We start from the raw sequence: 16,201 nt of genomic DNA on the forward strand, positions 1-16,201 counted from the left end.
CGTGCTGATCGTGTTGTGCAGCACCGAGGTCATCAGCTGGGGGATCCTGTACTACGCGTTCCCGGTGCTGCTGCCGACGATCGGCGCGCGGACGGGATGGTCGTTGGCCGCGATTACCGCGGGCTTCTCGGCGAGTCAGATCGTGGCGGGGCTCGTCGGCGTTCCGGTGGGCAGGCTGCTCGACCGGCACGGTCCTCGCGCGATCATGGCCACCGGCTCGATCATCGCGGTCCCGGCGCTCGTCATGGTGGCGACCGCGCAGTCGTTGGCGTGGTTCACGGCAGCGTGGTTGCTGATCGGTGTCGCGATGGCCGGGGTGTTCTACGCCCCCGCGTTCGCGGCACTGACCCGCTGGTTCGGGGCGAGGCGGGTGTCGGCGCTGACCGCGCTCACGTTGGTGGCAGGGCTTGCCAGCACGGTGTTCGCGCCGCTGACCGCCGTGCTGAACACGCACCTGGACTGGCGCGGAACATACCTGGTGCTGGCCGGAATCCTGGCTGTCACCACGGTTCCGCTGCACCTGTTCGGCTTGCGCCTGCCGTGGCCGGAGATCGAGCACGAGGCGGAGTATCATCCGTCCGCGATCGCCCGCAGCAGACCGTTCCTCGTGCTGACGATCGCGATGAGCTTGGCGGCGTTCAGCGTTTACGCGGTGGTGGTCAACCTCGTGCCGCTGCTGACCGAACGCGGCATGTCCACGTCAATGGCCGCGGTGGCCCTGGGCCTCGGTGGGGTGGGCCAGGTCCTCGGGCGGCTGGGGTACGCGAGGTTGACCGCGAAGACGTCGGTGCGCACAAGAACAGCACTGATCTTGCTGGCGAGCGCCGTGGTGACCGCGTTGCTGGGTGTGGTGCCCGGCCCGGCATTGCTACTCATCGCGGGCTCGGTGCTCGCGGGTGTCGCACGCGGGATCTTCACGCTGGTGCAGGCGACGGCGATCACCGATCGCTGGGGTGCGGTCCACTACGGACAGTTGAGCGGGCTGCTCGCGGTGCCGGTGATGCTGACCGCCGCGATCGCGCCGTGGGCGGGCAGTGCCATGGCCTCGTGGCTCGGCGGCTACCCGGCGGTGTTCGTCGTGCTGGGGGCGATCGGGGTGCTGGCGGCCGCGTTGTCGACCGCCAGCGTTCCGCGTTAGTCCAGCAGCTCGGCGACCAGGCCGCGCACTCGGCGGTCGATGTCGTCGCGGATCGGACGGACGGAGTCGACGCCCTGGCCCGCCGGGTCCTCGAGCTCCCAGTCGAGGTAGCGCTTGCCAGGGAACACCGGGCAGGTGTCACCGCAGCCCATCGTGATCACCACGTCGGACGCCTCGACGTCCTCGGTCGTGAGCTTCGAGGGCACCTCGGCGGTGATGTCCAGGCCCCACTCGGCGAGCGCCTCGGCGGCGGCCGGGTTGACCTTCTCGGCCGGGGCCGAGCCGGCGGAGCGGACCGCGATCCTGCCCATGCCGTAGTGCTGCAGCAACGCGGCGGCCATCTGGGAGCGGCCGGCGTTGTGCACGCAGACGAACAGCACTTCGGGGGTCTTGGACACGTCGATCTCCTCCTGGCGGGCGTTTCCTTGGTTCGATAATGCCCGATCCAGGTGAACGGTTGGTGACACGATTCCTCACGTCACATACAGGTACAGACCGCCTACAACCAGTGCTCCGCACACGGTGAACCAGATGCAGGCGAAGGTCTTGCGGGCCTGAGAGAGGTTCGAGACGCCGAGCGCGAACGTCGCGACGATCCCGACCGTCCCGATCAGCGTGACCAGCAAGACCTGCAACATCAGTCGCCCAGAAGTTCGGACAGCAGGCTTCTGACCCGCCGGTCGATGTCGTCGCGCACCTCGCGAACGCGGTGCAGCGGAGCGCCGACCGGGTCGGCCACCTCCCAGTCCAGGTAGCGCTTGCCGGGATAGACCGGGCACGAGTCGCCGCAGCCCATCGTCACGACGACGTCCGCGGCACGCACGACCTCGTCGGTGAGCGGCTTCGGGAACGCCTGCGTGAGCGGGATGTTCAGCTCCGCCAGCACCTCGGTGATTTGCGACGGGATGGAGCCACTCGGCTGGCTGCCGGCGGAACGCACGGCGATCTTGCCGAACGCGTGGTGCTCCAGTAGCGCCGATGCCATCTGCGACCGGCCGACGTTGTGCACGCAGATGAACAACACCTGCGGCACCTCGACCTTGGTCAGGCCCTGGGCGCGGCCGTAGTCGTGCAGGCGCTGCTTGGCGAATCGGGCTGTCAGCGTCGCGAGGTGCGTCTTCACCGTGGCGTTCTCGTTGAGCAGGGCGTAGGTCTCGTCGACGAAGCGCTCGACAGTTTCCCGGCCGAACACGCCGTGGAACTTGTCAGCCAGCTCATCGGTGATGCGGAGAAGCTGGGCGGTGAGCTCGTGCTGGGGAAGTCCGCCTGCGCGGGTCATGAGGTCTCCTTGGACCGAGAATTACCGATGCAAAGCAGACCGTTTGCATCGACTTTTGTCAATCTAGGTCGTACCCTCGGGCCATGGTGGAGCGTCGGGATGAACTCCAGATGGACAGCGGCGGCCACAAGCGCTGCGTGCCACTCGGCCAGGGCATGGATCCCGCTGAAGCGCGCCGGATCGCCGAGATCTTCAAGGCGCTGTCCAGTCCCGTCCGCCTCGAACTCCTCCGCCTGCTTCAGCTCGCCCCGAGCGGTGAGTCGTGCGTCTGCGACCTCGTCGACAGTGTCGGCTTGAGTCAGGGAACCGTGAGTCATCACCTCCGCGTGCTCGCGGAAGCGGGCCTCGTTCGCGGCGAGCGCCGCGGCACCTGGGGCTGGTACGTCGCGATCCCGGAGCGCCTGGAAGAGGTCGGGCGGCTTCTCGGTCAGCCGATTGGCTCAATGTGAACACGGGTTGGATCGAGATTTTTCAACCATAGTTGTTCTGGTCACTCCACGTTCACCTTCTGTTTAGAACGGGATTCTTCGATGCAGGGGCCCTCGAACGAGGGTTCTCGTCGAAGATCCCGGTCCCGATCCGGGTCCCGAGCAGGAGGCACGTCAGTGACCATCCGCCAGGTGAAGCGTGCGCACGTGTTGTCCGTCGTGGCTGTCGCCGCGCTGACCCTGTCCGCCTGTGGTGGGCAGAACAACGGCAGTGGCTCCGAGAGCGGGGGTGAACAGCTCTCCGGCCCCGTCGTCATCGACGGCTCCAGCACCGTGGAACCGCTGTCGATCGCCGCGGCCGAGCTGTTCATGGAGAAGAACAGCGGCGTCCAGGTATCGGTGAGCGCCTCCGGTACCGGCGGTGGCTTCAAGAAGTTCTGCGTCGGTGAGACCGACATCTCCGGTGCCTCTCGCCCGATCAAGGCCGAGGAGGGCAAGGTCTGCACGGAGAAGGGTGTCAACTACACCGAGCTGCAGGTCGCCAACGACGCGCTGACCGTCGTGGTGCACAAGGAGAACACCTGGGCCGAGTGCCTCACGGTCGCGCAGCTGAAGAAGATCTGGGAGCCGGACTCGAAGGTCGCCAACTGGAAAGAGGTCGACCCGTCATTCCCGGACCAGAAACTCGACCTCTACGGCGCCGGCGCTGACTCCGGCACGTTCGACTACTTCACCGGCGCAATCAACGGCAAGGAAGGCGCCAGCCGCAAGGACTACAACCCGACCGAGAACGACAACATCACCGTCCAGGGTGTCAGCGGCTCCAAGGGCGGCCTGGGCTACTTCGGCTTCTCCTACTTCGAGGAGAACGCCGACAAGCTCAAGGCCGTGAAGATCGACGGCGGTAAGGGCAAGGGTTGCGTCGAGCCGTCGGTGAAGGCCGCGCAGGACGGTAGCTACAGCCCGCTCGCGCGCCCGCTGTTCATCTACCCCTCCGACGCCGGACTGAAGAAGGTCCAGGTCGAGAAGTTCGTCGAGTTCTACCTCACGAACAACGACGACATCGTCAAGGCCGCTCGGTTCGTGCCGCTGACCGAGGACCAGAAGAAGAAGGCCAAGGACGAGCTCGCAGCGCTGCAGGCGAAGGCCGCCGGTAAGTGAGTACCAAGACTCGTGACGGTGGTCGCCCGGAGTCGGGCGGCCACCCCGTCGCATGGGAAGGGCCACCGGTCGACCTGACCGCGCAGAGCCCGCGCATCGGCGAGAAGATCATCAAGGCCGTGCTGGTCGGCGCGGCCGCGTTGTCAGTTCTCGTCACGGTCGGCATCGTCGCGTCGCTATTCGCGCCGGTCGCCGAGTTCTTCACCCACGTCAGCGTGGGGGAGTTCCTGTTCGGCACCGAGTGGACGGCCCTGTTCGGCGACAAGTTCAACTGGGACGACAAGTCCTGGGGTGTCCTGCCGCTGGTCACCGCGACCTTGATGATCACACTGATCTCCCTGGTGGTCGCAGTCCCGTTCGGCCTCGGTGCCGCGATCTACCTCAGCGAGTACGCCTCGCAGCGCGTGCGGAAGATCTTCAAGCCGATCCTCGAAATCCTCGCCGGCGTGCCGACCGTGGTCTACGGCTTCCTCGCGCTCACCGTGATCACGCCGATCCTCAAGCCCTTGCTGGGCATCGAGGGCATCTACAGCATGATCTCGCCCGGCATCGTGATGGGCTTCATGATCGTGCCCACGGTCGCCTCCCTGAGCGAGGACGCGATGTCGGCCGTTCCGCTGGCGCTGCGGCAGGGCTCGTACGCGTTGGGCGCCAACAGGATGCAGACGACGGTGCGCGTCGTGTTCCCGGCCGCGTTGTCGGGCATCGTCGCCGCGGTCGTCCTCGGCATCTCGCGCGCGATCGGCGAGACGATGATCGTCGCGATCGCCGCGGGCAACATGCCGCTGTTCACCGCGGACCCGCTCAAGGGCGCGCAGACGATGACCGGGTTCATCGCGCAGGCCGCGAGCGGCGACACACCGCACGGCAGCCCGTCGTACTACGCGTTGTTCGCGATCGGCGCGCTGCTGTTCGTGATGACCCTCCTGATCAACATGATCAGCATCCGGCTGGTCCGCAAGTACAGGCAGGCCTACTGATGACCGCGACGACACTGGTCGTTGACCAGAGCCTGAAGTCCGGCCGCCGCAAAGGCGTGGGGCCGACCGTGTTCGCCGTGGCACTGTGGGCGTGCCTGGCGATCATCTGCGCGTTCCTCTTCTTCGTGCTCGCCGTGATCATTCAGAAAGGACTGGCGCGGTTCGACCTGAACCTCGTCACAGAGCACCCGTCGCGACTGCGGCCGGACACCTCGGGCGTGAAGTCCGCGCTGTTCGGCACGATCTGGATCATGGTGCTGACGGCGCTCATCGCGTTGCCACTGGGTATCGCGGCCGCGGTGTACCTGGAGGAGTACGCGGACAACACCCGCTGGTGGAACCGCCTGATCGAGCTCAACATCCAGAACCTCGCCGCGGTGCCGTCGGTGATCTACGGCATTCTCACGCTCGGGTTCGTTGTGCGTGGCCCGTTGTCCATCGGCGCTGTGCTCCTCGCGGGCGCGATCTCGCTGGCTTTGCTGATCCTGCCGGTCGTGATCATCACGTGCCGTGAGGCGTTGCGCGCGGTGCCGTCGGAGATCCGCTCCGGCTCGCTCGCGCTGGGCGCGACGCAGTGGCAGACCACGTGGCGGCAGGTGTTGCCCTCGGCGGTGCCGGGCATCGCGACCGGCTCCATCCTCGCGCTGTCCCGTGCGATCGGTGAGGCGGCACCGCTGCTGCTCGTCGGCGCGACGACGTTCCTCACGTTCAACCCGGACGGCGTGTTCTCCCGTTACACCGTTCTGCCGACTCAGATCTTCAGCCTGGTACCGCTCGACCGCGTCGAGTTCCGCGACCTGGCCTACTCCACGATCCTCCTGCTGATCATCGTGCTGCTCGTGATGAACGCGCTCGCGATCTGGTTGCGCAACCGCTATCAGCGCCGTTGGTGACACGCGAATGAAGGAGCGAGACCTCATGACCAGATCGGAGCAGCGAACCGTGTCCACCGAACAGCGCACGACCCAGGGCGACTCGACACCGGAGAAGCAGGTGACCATCGAGCGCTCGAACACCGTCGCGCCCGTGGAGGGAGCGCCGGACGGCGTGATCACCCTGAAGGACCTGGAAGTCTTCTACAGCGACTTCCGCGCCGTCACCGACGTCAACATGTCGTTCGGCAGCAGGGAGATCACCGCCCTGATCGGCCCGTCCGGTTGCGGCAAGTCCACCGTGCTGCGGTGCCTGAACCGGATGAACGACCTCGTGCCCGGCGCCCGCGTCGAAGGAGCTGTCGCCTACCACGGCGTCGACATCTACGGTGAGGACGTCGACGTCATCGAGGTGCGCCGGCGCATCGGAATGGTGTTCCAGAAGCCCAACCCGTTCCCGAAGTCCATCTACGACAACGTCGCCTACGGTCCGCGGGTCACCGGCATGAAGGTGTCCGACATGGACACCGTGGTGGAGCGGGCGTTGCGCGGTGCCGCGTTGTGGGACGAGGTGAAGGACAAGCTCAAGCAGAACGCGTTCGGCCTGTCCGGCGGTCAGCAGCAGCGACTGTGCATCGCCCGCGCCATCGCCACCTCGCCCGAGGTGATCCTGATGGACGAGCCGTGCTCGGCGCTGGACCCGATCGCCACCGCGAAGATCGAGGACCTCATGGTCGAGCTCGCCTCGACCTACACGATCATCATCGTCACCCACAACATGCAGCAGGCGGCCCGCGTCTCGCAGCGCACGGGCTTCTTCACCGCGGAGGCCGACGAGAAGGGTCAGCGCACCGGAAAGCTGGTCGAGTTCGACACCACCGAGCACATCTTCGGCAATCCCTCCGACGCCCGGACCGAGGCGTACATCACCGGACGATTCGGTTAAGCCATGACGGGCTCTGCGTTGGGGGCTTGGGAGTCCGACAGCTCACAGTTCCACACGCGGCGGCGAGCCTGCATGGCGAACAAGAGCCGGGTCCAGAACCGGCTCGCCGTCCTCGTGGTGGACCACGACGCCGACGTCGTGCACCAGCTCCTCGAAGGGTTCACCGGTCAGCCGGTGGAGCCGCGGGTCTGCCCTGACCCGGCGGAGGCCCTGCTGGTGCTCGGCCGGACGTGTCCGGACGCTGTGCTGCTCGGTCCCGCGGTGGGGAGGCTCGATCCGATCGACTTCCTCACGATCGTGCGCGCCGACGACCCGGACGTGCCGATCGTCGTCGGCGCAGGGCCAGGCTCGGGCGACTTCGCGGCGCGGGCCGCGGAGGTGGGCGTGACAGCGGTGGTGCCACGCCCCTACCGCACCCGTGAACTGCTCGCGTTCCTCGGATCGCTCGCACCGAAAACCGACACGGTGGAGATCCGGCCGATGGTCATCGACCTCGGCCGGCTTCGCGTCGACGGCGCGGTGCCGCAGTTCTGGCTCGACGGCGTGCTCGTCCCGCTGCCGCCGATGGAGTTCCTCATGCTGCGCTACTTCGCCGAAAGACCCGGCGCGGTGGTCAGCCGCAACGAGCTCGTCGCCGCGCTGTGGGCGGACCGGCCATTGGCGAAGAGCAACACGCTCAACGTCCACATCATGCGGCTACGCAAGCGGCTGGGTGACGACGACCACAATCCAACGTGGATTCGTGTCGTTCGTGGCCTCGGATACCAGTTCAGTGTGCCGCCGGTAGGGTCACGTTCACCGGACGTTCATTCTGTTTGATGAACATGTCACCATGGCGACAACGGACCTGGATGCGCGAAGGGAGGCGCTGGTGGCGGTGCCTGACGACCCGGCTTCCGCCGCACGTCTCTTCAAGGCTCTCGCGGATCCCATCAGGGTCCAGCTGGTTGTGCTCGTGAGGCAGGCGGCGAGCGGCGAGGCGTGCTTCTGCGACCTCGCCGACGAGTTCGAGATGCCGCAGTCCTCGCTGAGCCACCACCTGAAAATCCTGGTCAGCGCGGGTGTGCTGCAACGCGAGCGGCGCGGCACCTGGAGCTGGTACCGGGTGGACCACGAGGTGCTGGACACCATGGAGCAGTTCCTGCGCCCTGGTGGCCCGCTGCGTGACGAGCCGGCCTCCCGCTGCGACTGAGCTGCTGATTCGGGTCAGCGTCTCATCAGGCGGGGCTGATGTATCATTCCCGGCTGATGTCACTCGATGCTGATGTGTTGAAAGTTCTCGCCGACCCGCTGCGCGCCCAGATCCTGCAGCTGCTGGCCGGCGAGGCCCTGTGCACCTGTCACCTCGTCGAGGAGACCGGCGCGAAGCAGACCAACGTGTCGAACCACCTGAAGGTGCTGCGCGAGGCCGGGTTCGTCGACACCGAGCCGTGCGGGCGCTTCACGTACTACCGCCTGCGGCCCGACGCCTTGCGCCGGATCGCCGACAGTCTGAACGAGCTGGCCGACCGCGCCAACTCCGATGCCAGGAGGCCCTGTTGAGCACCACCAACCCGACGGCGGAGCAGGACGTCCTGCACCGGCTGTCCTTTCTGGACCGGTGGCTGCCGGCGTGGATCGGCCTCGCCATGGTTGCCGGGCTCGCGCTCGGCAGCTTCGTGCCCGGCCTGCAGAGCGTGCTCGAGGCGGTGAAGATCGACGGGGTGTCGCTGCCGATCGCCCTCGGTCTGCTGCTGATGATGTACCCGGTGCTCGCCAAGGTCCGCTACGACAAGCTCGACACCGTCACCCGCGACAAGCGCACGATGGTGTTGTCGCTGGTGCTGAACTGGGTGCTCGGCCCGGCGCTGATGTTCGCCCTGGCCTGGATCTTCCTGGCCGACCTGCCCGAGTACCGCACCGGCCTCATCATCGTCGGCCTGGCCCGGTGCATCGCCATGGTCATCATCTGGAACGACCTCGCCTGCGGCGACCGCGAAGCCGCCGCCGTACTGGTGGCATTGAACTCGGTGTTCCAGGTGATCATGTTCGGTGTGCTCGGCTGGTTCTACCTCGACCTCCTGCCCGGCTGGCTGGGCCTGGACACCGCGTCGGTGGACTTCTCGGCGTGGGAGATCGCCAAGTCCGTGCTGATCTTCCTCGGCATCCCGCTGCTGGCCGGCTACCTCAGCCGCAAGCTCGGTGAACGCTCGAAGGGCAGGGAGTGGTACGAGTCCAAGTACCTGCCGCGCGTGGGTCCGATCGCCCTGTACGGCCTGCTGTTCACCATCGTCATCCTGTTCGCGCTGCAGGGCGAGACCATCACCAACCGGCCGCTGGACGTCGTCCGGATCGCGCTGCCGCTGCTGGTCTACTTCGCCATCATGTGGGCCGGTTCGTACGCGCTCGGCAAGGCGTCCGGGCTCTCGTACGAGCGTACGACGACGCTGGCGTTCACGGCGGCGGGCAATAACTTCGAGCTCGCCATCGCGGTCGCGATCGGCGTGTTCGGCGTGACCTCCGGCCAGGCGCTGGCCGGTGTGGTTGGCCCGCTGATCGAGGTGCCTGTGCTGGTCGGGCTCGTGTACGTGAGCCTATGGCTGCGGCGTCGTTGGGTGGCCCGCGCTGAAGTCTGATGTCGTGGTGATCGGCGGCGGCCAGGCAGGCCTGGCCGCCGCCTACTACCTGCGGCGCGCGGGAATCGACTACGTGGTGCTCGATGCCCAAGCCGCACCGGGCGGGGCCTGGCCGCACGGGTGGAACTCGCTGCGGCTGTTCTCCGTCGCGCGCCACAGCTCGTTGCCGGGCTGGCCGATGCCGTCTTTTTCGGATGGTTATCCGACCGCTCAGCACGTGGTCGACTACCTGACGGCTTACGAGAAGCGCTACGACGTTCCTGTGCACCGGCCTGTCCAGGTGACGTCGGTGAGCCGTGCTGACGATGGGCTGTTGGTGCACACCGATGCCGGGACTTGGGCCGCGCGGCACGTGATCAGCGCTACCGGCACGTGGTGGCGGCCGTTCCGTCCGCTGATGGAACTGCCCGGCCGTCAGCTGCACACCGTCGACTACCACGACCCATTGGAGTTCGCGGGCCAGAAGGTCGTCGTGGTCGGTGGCGGCAACTCCGGCGCCCAGATCGCGGCCGACCTCGTGCCGCACGCGTCGCTGACGTGGATGACCCGCCGGCCGCCGCGCTACCTGCCCGACGAGATCGACGGCAAGGCACTCTTCGACATCGCCAGCCGCCGGGCGGGTGGCGTGGGGGAGTTGGGTGACATCGTGGCTGTCCCGCCGGTTCGGGAGGCTCGCGACAGCGGGTTGCTCGTGGCGACTCCGATGGACACCGACATGCTCGCTGAAGCCGACGTCGTGATCTGGTCCACCGGGTTCCGGCCCGCGCTCGGGCACCTCGCGCCACTGCAACTGCGCGATGAACGCGGCCGCGTCGCGGTGGACGGCACGACAGCGGCGGGGGAGCCGCGCCTGCACCTGCTCGGGTACGGCGGCTGGACCGGGGCTGCGTCCGCGACCCTGATCGGCGTCGGCCCCACCGCCAAGGCGACCGTCGCCCGGATTGCCGAGGATCAGTGGTGACGGGCGAGTTTCACCGCTGATACCAGCAAGACGACGGCGAGCGCGGGGATGAGCACCAGGTCGGAAATCGCTCCCAGGAGCAGCCCGCCGAGCAACGCGCCGACGATCGAGCCGGTGACCATGATGACGGCGAAGCGCACGTTGTCGCGCAGGACGCGGAAGTTGTTGTCGCGGCTGTAGCGGGCGAACGCGACGACCATCGTGGGCAGGGAGACCAGCAGCGACAGGCTGCCCGCCGTCTTGATGTCGACGCCGTACAACAGCACGATCGTGGGGATCAGCAGCTCTCCGCCCGCCACGCCCATGATGGCCGCGACCACCCCGATGCCGAACCCCGCGGCGATTCCGGCGACGGCCTGGGCCACCGGCGGCAGGTCGAGGGTCCCCACGCTGGTGACGTGCATGAGCACCAGCGCGGCCGCCATGAGGACCATCAGGGCGGCGAGGACTTTGTACAGGGTGGCGGTCCGCATCCGGATCGCCCAGCCCGCGCCCGCCCACGCCCCGATCAGGCTGCCGGCGAGCAGGTTGGCGGCGACCGCCCAGTGACTGCCGAGATCGGCGACCGTGACGGTGGCCAGCCTGGCGGGCAGCGCGGTGAGGACGACGACCAGGCTCATCGCCTTGTTGAGGATGACCGCGGACAGAGCGGCGAACCCGAACAGGCCGATCAGCAACGGCAGCCGGAACTCCGCGCCACCCAGCCCGATCATCCCGCCCAGCAGACCCACCGCCGCACCGGCGGCGAACACCACCGGCGCGGGGCGGCCGGCTCGCGTCGGAATCAGGTCTTCGTCGATCGTCACGCGCCCACAGTAATGGCCGCCACCGTTGACATCGGAGTAATGCTCAACCATCATTGACTCAATGAACGTTGAGTGGTCTTCCTTGGTGGTGGAGCGGGCACGGCTGCACGCGGTGCTCGGCGAACCCGCACGGCTGGCGATCGTCGACCGGCTGCTCCTCGGCGACTCCTCGCCCAGCGAGGTCGGCCGCGAGCTCGGCCTGCCCAGCAACCTGCTGGCACACCACGTGAAGCTGCTCGAACAGGCAGGAGTGCTGGAGCGCATCCGCTCGGAAGGGGACCAGCGCCGCAACTACCTGCGCCTGCGTGCGGACGCGCTGACCGGGCTCGGCCCGGCGGGAAACCGAACGGCGCCGCGCGTGGTGTTCGTCTGCACCTACAACTCGGCGCGCTCCCAGCTCGCCGCGGCGCTGTGGAAGAAGCGCAGCACCGTACCCACCGCCTCCGCCGGCACGAAGCCCGCCAATGGAGTGCACCCGCTTGCGGTCGCGACCGCCAAGGCGCACGGCCTGCCGCTCGCCCGCGCCCGCACCGCCCACGTCGAAGACATCCTGCGGCCGGACGACCTCGTGATCGCCGTCTGCGACAACGCCCACGAACAGCTCGACAGCCACCTCGACCGCCTGCACTGGTCGGTTCCCGATCCGGCTCGCACCGGCACCGAGGACGCCTTCGAACACGCCTTTCTCGATCTCGCCGACCGGGTCGACCGGCTGGCCCCCGTCGTTCACCAGTCTGGAGAAGACCGATGACCCTGAGCATCGACCAGCAACTCGCCCTCAAGACCGCCGCCAGCCGCCTGCAGTCGCAGTTCCACGGCATCTTCGGTACCGAGACCATCGAGCGGTTCCTGAACACCAGCTACGACCAGTTCGCCTCGAACAGCACCATCCCGAACTTCCTGCCGCTGCTGGCAGAACGGTTCGCCCGCCAGAGGCTGCACGCCCTGGCCAAGGTCGAAGGACACGTGACGGACAACAAGCCGATCGTGCTCTTCCTCTGCGTGCACAACGCCGGGCGCAGCCAGATGGCGCTCGGGTTCTTCGAAGACCTCGCCGAGGACCGCGCGGTGGCCTGGTCCGGCGGCTCCGAGCCCGGCAACCAGATCAACCCGGCCGCCGTCGAGGCCATGCTCGAGCGCGGCATCAACATCTCCCGCGAGTTCCCCAAGCCGTGGACCGACGAGATCGTCCGCGCCGCCGACGTGATCGTCTCGATGGGCTGCGGCGACGCGTGCCCGGTGTTCCCGGGCAAGCGCTACCTGGACTGGACGCTCGATGACCCGGCCGGCAAGGACGTCGCCGACGTCCGCCCCGTGCGCGACGAGATCGAGCGCAGGGTCCGCGCCCTCCTCGACGAGCTCGGCGTCGCGGCCCGCGTCTGACAACGGGAGCGGGGACCGTCCGAACCGGACGGTCCCCGCCTTGGTTAGTCGTTCCCACTAACCGATCCCGGCCATCGGTAGCCGAGTCCTAGTCGCCGATCCTGCCTCGATCGGATCGGCGCACCGCGACCACGGACGGTCGCGCGATCGTGCCCGGACCGCCGGGCCAGGTCGATCCCGGCTTCTCGACCGTCGCGCCGTCGAGCTCGCCGGGGTGCTGCACGGCGACGACGATCCGCCGTTCCTCGATGATCGGCCCGCACGTCTCCGCGCCGACGGGCACGGTGAGGAACTGCTTGACCTGACCGCGATAGCGACCGTCCACAGCAACGCCGAAGAGGCCGTCGTTGGAGCCGAGTGCGCTGCCGTCGGTCGCGATCCACAGGTTGCCGTGGCGGTCGAACGCGAGGTTGTCCGGGCAGGACACCGCCGACACCTTGTCCTTCGGGAACCCGGCGAAGTACGTGCTCGGGTCCGCCGGATCGCCGCACACCAGGAACAACCGCCACCGGAAGCTCGTCGCCGCGGCGTTGTTGCGCGACTCCATGACCTCCATGATCTGGCCGTGCCGGTTGCGGGTGCGCGGGTTGGCCTCGTCCGGTGCCGCCTTGCCCGCCGCGCCGCGGTCGGAGTTGTTGGTCAGTGCGATGTAGACGGTCCCGTTGTCCGGGTGCGGCTCGACGTCCTCGGGCCGGTCCATCTTCGTCGCGCCCACCTTGTCTGCGGCGAGACGCGTGAACACGTAGACCTCTTCGGCGGTCATGCCCGGCACGAACGACTTGTTCCCGCTCGCCAGCGCGACCCACTCACCGGTGCCGTCGAACGCGCCGTCCGCAGGGAGCGTGCCGGTGCCGTCGATTTCGGCGGCGGGGCTGTCACCGGTGAACTTGGCGACGTAGAGCGTGCCCTCGTCGAGCAGCGTGAGGTTGTGTCGGCGGGCCGACTCGCTGCGCCCGTGCTTCACGCGGTTCTTGGAGACGTACTTGTAGAAGTAGTCGAACCGCTCGTCGTCGCCCATGTACAGCACGACCCGGCCGTCAGAGGTGAGCCGCGGCTCCGCAGCCTCGTGCTTGAACCGGCCGAGAGCGGTCCGCTTGCGCGGCACGAAGTCCGGATCGAACGGGTCGATCTCCACGACCCAGCCGTGCCGGTTGGTCTCGTTGGGCTCCTGCGCCACGTCGAAGCGCTTGTCGAACCGCTCCCACTTGCGCTCGCTCGCCAAGCCGCGCAAGCCATAGCGGGCCAGCCGCGCCTTCGTGGCGGGGTCGGTGACCAGATCGGCGTTGCCGAAGTACTGGTTGAAGTTCTCCTCGCCGGACAGCACCGTGCCCCACGGCGTGACACCGCCACCGCAGTTGTTCAACGTGCCCAGCACCGTGCGCCCGGTCGGGTCTACGGAGGTCTTCAAGAACGCGCTACCCGCCGCAGGGCCGGTGAACTGCAGCTTGCTCGTGGCGGTGATCCGGCGGTTGAGGCGGTGCTTGATCGGCGACAGCTTGCAGCTGCGCCGCTGTTCCTCGAGCACGACGACGCTCAGGCCGTGCGCAGCCCAGGCGATCTCGACCTGCTCGCGCGTCGGGTTGGCGGAGCTGTACCCGGCGAACATCACCTGCTCGCTGGTGTACTCGTGGTTCGCGACGAGCACGAGCCGATCGTGGTCGAGTTCCAGCAGCGCGAGGTAGTCGACGTTGAAGCCGAACTGCTTGGCCTGCGCCGCCGCCGTCTGCTTGGTGTGGTCGAAAGCCGGCGCGCCAGGCAGAACCGGGTCACCCCACCGGATCACGACGTCCTGCTCATAGGCAGCCGGCGTGACCACAGCATCGAGCTTGTTGTGCGCCACCGGATCGAAGCGAAGTCCGCGAGCACCGCGGCTGCCACCGAGGCGGAGTTCGACGTCCAGCTCGACGTCCGCCGCAGCGGGTGAGGCAACGGCCGCCGTTCCCGCCGCTGCCAACGACAACACGGCGGTGGACCGCAGCAGCGAACGACGGGACAACACACCGGCGATCACGTCACCGAGGTAGGGGTTGTCGGAGGTGTTGGGCGCCTCGTGGAAGCAGGCGTCGCCGCAGCGGTAGCGGCAGGTCAGGGCAGAACGCCCGGCGTGGTTGGTCGACGCCAAGGGCAGCGGGATGATCCGCTGGTCCGTGGTGGGACGCGGCGGCACGGTACCTCCATGCGAGTCCATCGGGAACGACAAGCGCCGGTAGATCGGCTTATGTCGATCCAGGACGGTAGGCGGTCGTTCCGCTCGGCTGGCGACGTCCGCATGAACAGCAGGCGAACCCTGCTCGGCCTACACCGCGGCAGCGCGCTGTTCGCTGCTCACACTCGCCAGCAATGCGGCCAGCCGGTCGGTGGTCTCCGGGCGAACCCGGTAGTACACCCACGTTCCGCGACGATCGGAGTCGACCAGGCCTGCCTGTCGAAGGAGCTTCAGGTGGTGGGAGATCGTCGGCTGTGAGAGCTCGAACGCGGGCGTGAGCTCACAGACGCAGACCTCGCCGCTGGGGCGTGACGCGATCAGCGACAGCAGCCGCAGGCGCACCGGATCGCCGAGAGCCTTGAACATCGTCGCCAGCTCCGTCGCCTGCTCCTTGGCGAGCGGCTCCTCCGACAGCGGCTCGCAGCAGCCCTCACCTTGCTTCGACATTCTTCAATGTTGACTCGCCTCGGCCTCCAGTGCAAACATGACATAGATAAACTTCGATACAGCCTGGAGGTAGACCGCTCATGAGCGAGCAGACTGAGCTGCGTGAGACCGTCCGCGCCCGCTATGCCGCAGCCGCGACCGCTGTCGTCAACGGGGGAGGCGGGTGCTGCAATCCGGCGGCCGTGGAGGTCGACGAGACCTTCGGCGCCACGCTCTACCCGGCGGCTCAGCGCGATGAGCTGCCCGCCGAGGCGGTGGCAGCCTCACTCGGCTGCGGCAACCCCATCGCCGTCGCCGAACTCCGCGAAGGCGAGCGAGTGCTGGACCTGGGATCGGGCGGCGGCATCGACGTCCTGCTCTCCGCCCGCCGCGTCGGCCCCACCGGCAAGGCCTACGGCCTCGACATGACCGACGAGATGCTCGCGCTCGCACTGTCCAACGCCGACAAGGCAGGCGCCACCAACGTCGAGTTCCTCAAGGGCAACATCGAAGCCATCCCGCTGCCCGGCAACACCATCGACGTCGTGATCTCCAACTGCGTCATCAACCTCTCCGTCGACAAGCCCGCCGTGTTCGCCGAAACCTTCCGCGTCCTGCGCCCCGGCGGCCGCATCGGCATCTCCGACGTCGTCGCCGACGACCACCTCACGCCCGCCGAGCGAGCCGAGCGCGGCTCCTACGTCAGCTGCATCGCCGGAGCCCTCACCTTCACCGAATACCGCGAAGGCCTTAAGGCCGCCGGCTTCGCCGACGTCGAGATCACGCCGACCTTCGAGGCCGCGGACGGCATGCACTCCGCCATCGTCCGTGCCACCAAGCCGACTGAATCGGTGGATACACCGGTTGCGGCACAAGGTGAAGCGTCGTGTTGCGGCGTCAGCGCGTGCTGCACGCCGACCGAACAGGCGGTCGAGCCGGGCGTCACGGTCACTGAAGCCAAATCAGCTGCCGGATGCGGCTGTCAGTGACTTGCATCTGG

General features: G+C 67.7%; 20 protein-coding genes. 14 read left to right on the forward strand and 6 right to left on the reverse strand.

Features of this window, described 5'->3' with window-relative positions; translation table 11 throughout:
• Nucleotide 1: 1 nt before the first annotated feature.
• A complete protein-coding gene (locus BLR21_RS39030; RefSeq protein WP_090014880.1) occupies nt 2-1,138 on the forward strand; it encodes an MFS transporter in 1,137 nt (378 codons plus the stop codon).
• Here the strand turns inward: BLR21_RS39030 and BLR21_RS39035 are convergent.
• From BLR21_RS39035 to BLR21_RS39040, 3 genes are all read right to left on the reverse strand, one after another.
• Entirely contained in the window at nt 1,135-1,536 is a 402-nt protein-coding gene (locus BLR21_RS39035; RefSeq protein WP_030476180.1) for an arsenate-mycothiol transferase ArsC, read from the reverse strand. The two genes, BLR21_RS39030 and BLR21_RS39035, sit on opposite strands and share 4 nt — an antisense overlap.
• A gap of 75 nt (nt 1,537-1,611) precedes the next feature.
• Entirely contained in the window at nt 1,612-1,776 is a 165-nt protein-coding gene (locus tag BLR21_RS42970; RefSeq protein ID WP_176930002.1) for a hypothetical protein, read from the reverse strand.
• Nucleotides 1,776-2,417 carry an arsenate reductase ArsC gene (locus BLR21_RS39040; RefSeq protein WP_030476179.1) on the reverse strand — a complete coding sequence of 214 codons (642 nt, stop codon included), beginning with the start codon at nt 2,415-2,417 and terminating at the stop codon, nt 1,776-1,778. Before BLR21_RS39040 ends, BLR21_RS42970 begins: the two co-directional genes overlap by 1 nt.
• Nucleotides 2,418-2,500: 83 nt before the next feature.
• Here BLR21_RS39040 and BLR21_RS39045 point away from each other — a divergent pair, with 83 nt between their 5' ends.
• From BLR21_RS39045 to BLR21_RS39090, 10 genes are all read left to right on the forward strand, one after another.
• Nucleotides 2,501-2,866 carry an ArsR/SmtB family transcription factor gene (locus BLR21_RS39045; protein WP_090014881.1) on the forward strand — a complete coding sequence of 122 codons (366 nt, stop codon included), beginning with the start codon at nt 2,501-2,503 and terminating at the stop codon, nt 2,864-2,866.
• Nucleotides 2,867-3,022: 156 nt separating this feature from the next.
• Entirely contained in the window at nt 3,023-4,006 is a 984-nt protein-coding gene (locus tag BLR21_RS39050; RefSeq protein ID WP_218131099.1) for a PstS family phosphate ABC transporter substrate-binding protein, read from the forward strand.
• Complete coding sequence (pstC, locus tag BLR21_RS39055) at nt 4,003-4,986, forward strand: phosphate ABC transporter permease subunit PstC (protein WP_256335220.1); 984 nt, start codon at nt 4,003-4,005, stop codon at nt 4,984-4,986. The genes BLR21_RS39050 and pstC overlap by 4 nt, the downstream gene beginning before the upstream one ends.
• The gene (gene pstA / locus BLR21_RS39060) at nt 4,986-5,879 is read left to right on the forward strand and encodes a phosphate ABC transporter permease PstA (RefSeq protein ID WP_090014885.1); all 894 of its coding nucleotides are present in this window, start codon (nt 4,986-4,988) and stop codon (nt 5,877-5,879) included. Before pstC ends, pstA begins: the two co-directional genes overlap by 1 nt.
• Before the next feature lie 25 nt (nt 5,880-5,904).
• The gene (gene pstB, locus BLR21_RS39065) at nt 5,905-6,804 is read left to right on the forward strand and encodes a phosphate ABC transporter ATP-binding protein PstB (RefSeq protein WP_090014947.1); all 900 of its coding nucleotides are present in this window, start codon (nt 5,905-5,907) and stop codon (nt 6,802-6,804) included.
• Nucleotides 6,805-6,876: 72 nt separating this feature from the next.
• Complete coding sequence (locus BLR21_RS39070) at nt 6,877-7,623, forward strand: response regulator transcription factor (protein WP_176930003.1); 747 nt, start codon at nt 6,877-6,879, stop codon at nt 7,621-7,623.
• Nucleotides 7,624-7,636: 13 nt separating this feature from the next.
• Nucleotides 7,637-7,996 carry a metalloregulator ArsR/SmtB family transcription factor gene (locus tag BLR21_RS39075; RefSeq protein WP_090014889.1) on the forward strand — a complete coding sequence of 120 codons (360 nt, stop codon included), beginning with the start codon at nt 7,637-7,639 and terminating at the stop codon, nt 7,994-7,996.
• 56 nt (nt 7,997-8,052) lie between these two features.
• On the forward strand, nt 8,053-8,346 hold the full coding sequence (locus BLR21_RS39080; RefSeq protein WP_256335221.1) for an ArsR/SmtB family transcription factor: 294 nt from the start codon (nt 8,053-8,055) through the stop codon (nt 8,344-8,346).
• On the forward strand, nt 8,343-9,419 hold the full coding sequence (gene arsB, locus BLR21_RS39085) for an ACR3 family arsenite efflux transporter (protein ID WP_090014893.1): 1,077 nt from the start codon (nt 8,343-8,345) through the stop codon (nt 9,417-9,419). Before BLR21_RS39080 ends, arsB begins: the two co-directional genes overlap by 4 nt.
• Before the next feature lie 4 nt (nt 9,420-9,423).
• Nucleotides 9,424-10,380 carry an ArsO family NAD(P)H-dependent flavin-containing monooxygenase gene (locus tag BLR21_RS39090; RefSeq protein WP_256335222.1) on the forward strand — a complete coding sequence of 319 codons (957 nt, stop codon included), beginning with the start codon at nt 9,424-9,426 and terminating at the stop codon, nt 10,378-10,380.
• On the opposite strand, the gene BLR21_RS39095 is transcribed toward BLR21_RS39090, so the two are convergent.
• Nucleotides 10,371-11,186, reverse strand: a complete 816-nt coding sequence (locus BLR21_RS39095; RefSeq protein ID WP_218131100.1) for a sulfite exporter TauE/SafE family protein — start codon at nt 11,184-11,186, stop codon at nt 10,371-10,373. The two genes, BLR21_RS39090 and BLR21_RS39095, sit on opposite strands and share 10 nt — an antisense overlap.
• 61 nt (nt 11,187-11,247) lie before the next feature.
• Between BLR21_RS39095 and BLR21_RS39100 the strand changes: the two genes are divergently transcribed.
• Nucleotides 11,248-11,937, forward strand: coding sequence for an arsenate reductase/protein-tyrosine-phosphatase family protein (locus tag BLR21_RS39100; RefSeq protein WP_090014895.1), 690 nt, complete (start codon nt 11,248-11,250; stop codon nt 11,935-11,937).
• Entirely contained in the window at nt 11,934-12,569 is a 636-nt protein-coding gene (locus tag BLR21_RS39105; protein ID WP_090014897.1) for an arsenate reductase ArsC, read from the forward strand. Before BLR21_RS39100 ends, BLR21_RS39105 begins: the two co-directional genes overlap by 4 nt.
• Before the next feature lie 88 nt (nt 12,570-12,657).
• On the opposite strand, the gene BLR21_RS39110 is transcribed toward BLR21_RS39105, so the two are convergent.
• Nucleotides 12,658-14,736, reverse strand: a complete 2,079-nt coding sequence (locus BLR21_RS39110; protein ID WP_256335223.1) for a PhoX family protein — start codon at nt 14,734-14,736, stop codon at nt 12,658-12,660.
• Nucleotides 14,737-14,865: 129 nt separating this feature from the next.
• Nucleotides 14,866-15,222, reverse strand: coding sequence for an ArsR/SmtB family transcription factor (locus BLR21_RS39115; protein WP_090014900.1), 357 nt, complete (start codon nt 15,220-15,222; stop codon nt 14,866-14,868).
• Nucleotides 15,223-15,302: 80 nt separating this feature from the next.
• On the opposite strand from BLR21_RS39115, the gene arsM reads away from it, so the two are divergent.
• Entirely contained in the window at nt 15,303-16,190 is an 888-nt protein-coding gene (arsM, locus tag BLR21_RS39120) for an arsenite methyltransferase (RefSeq protein ID WP_090014902.1), read from the forward strand.
• Nucleotides 16,191-16,201 lie beyond the last annotated feature (11 nt).

The organism is Lentzea albidocapillata subsp. violacea, assembly GCF_900100275.1.
Lineage (GTDB): Bacteria > Actinomycetota > Actinomycetes > Mycobacteriales > Pseudonocardiaceae > Lentzea > Lentzea violacea.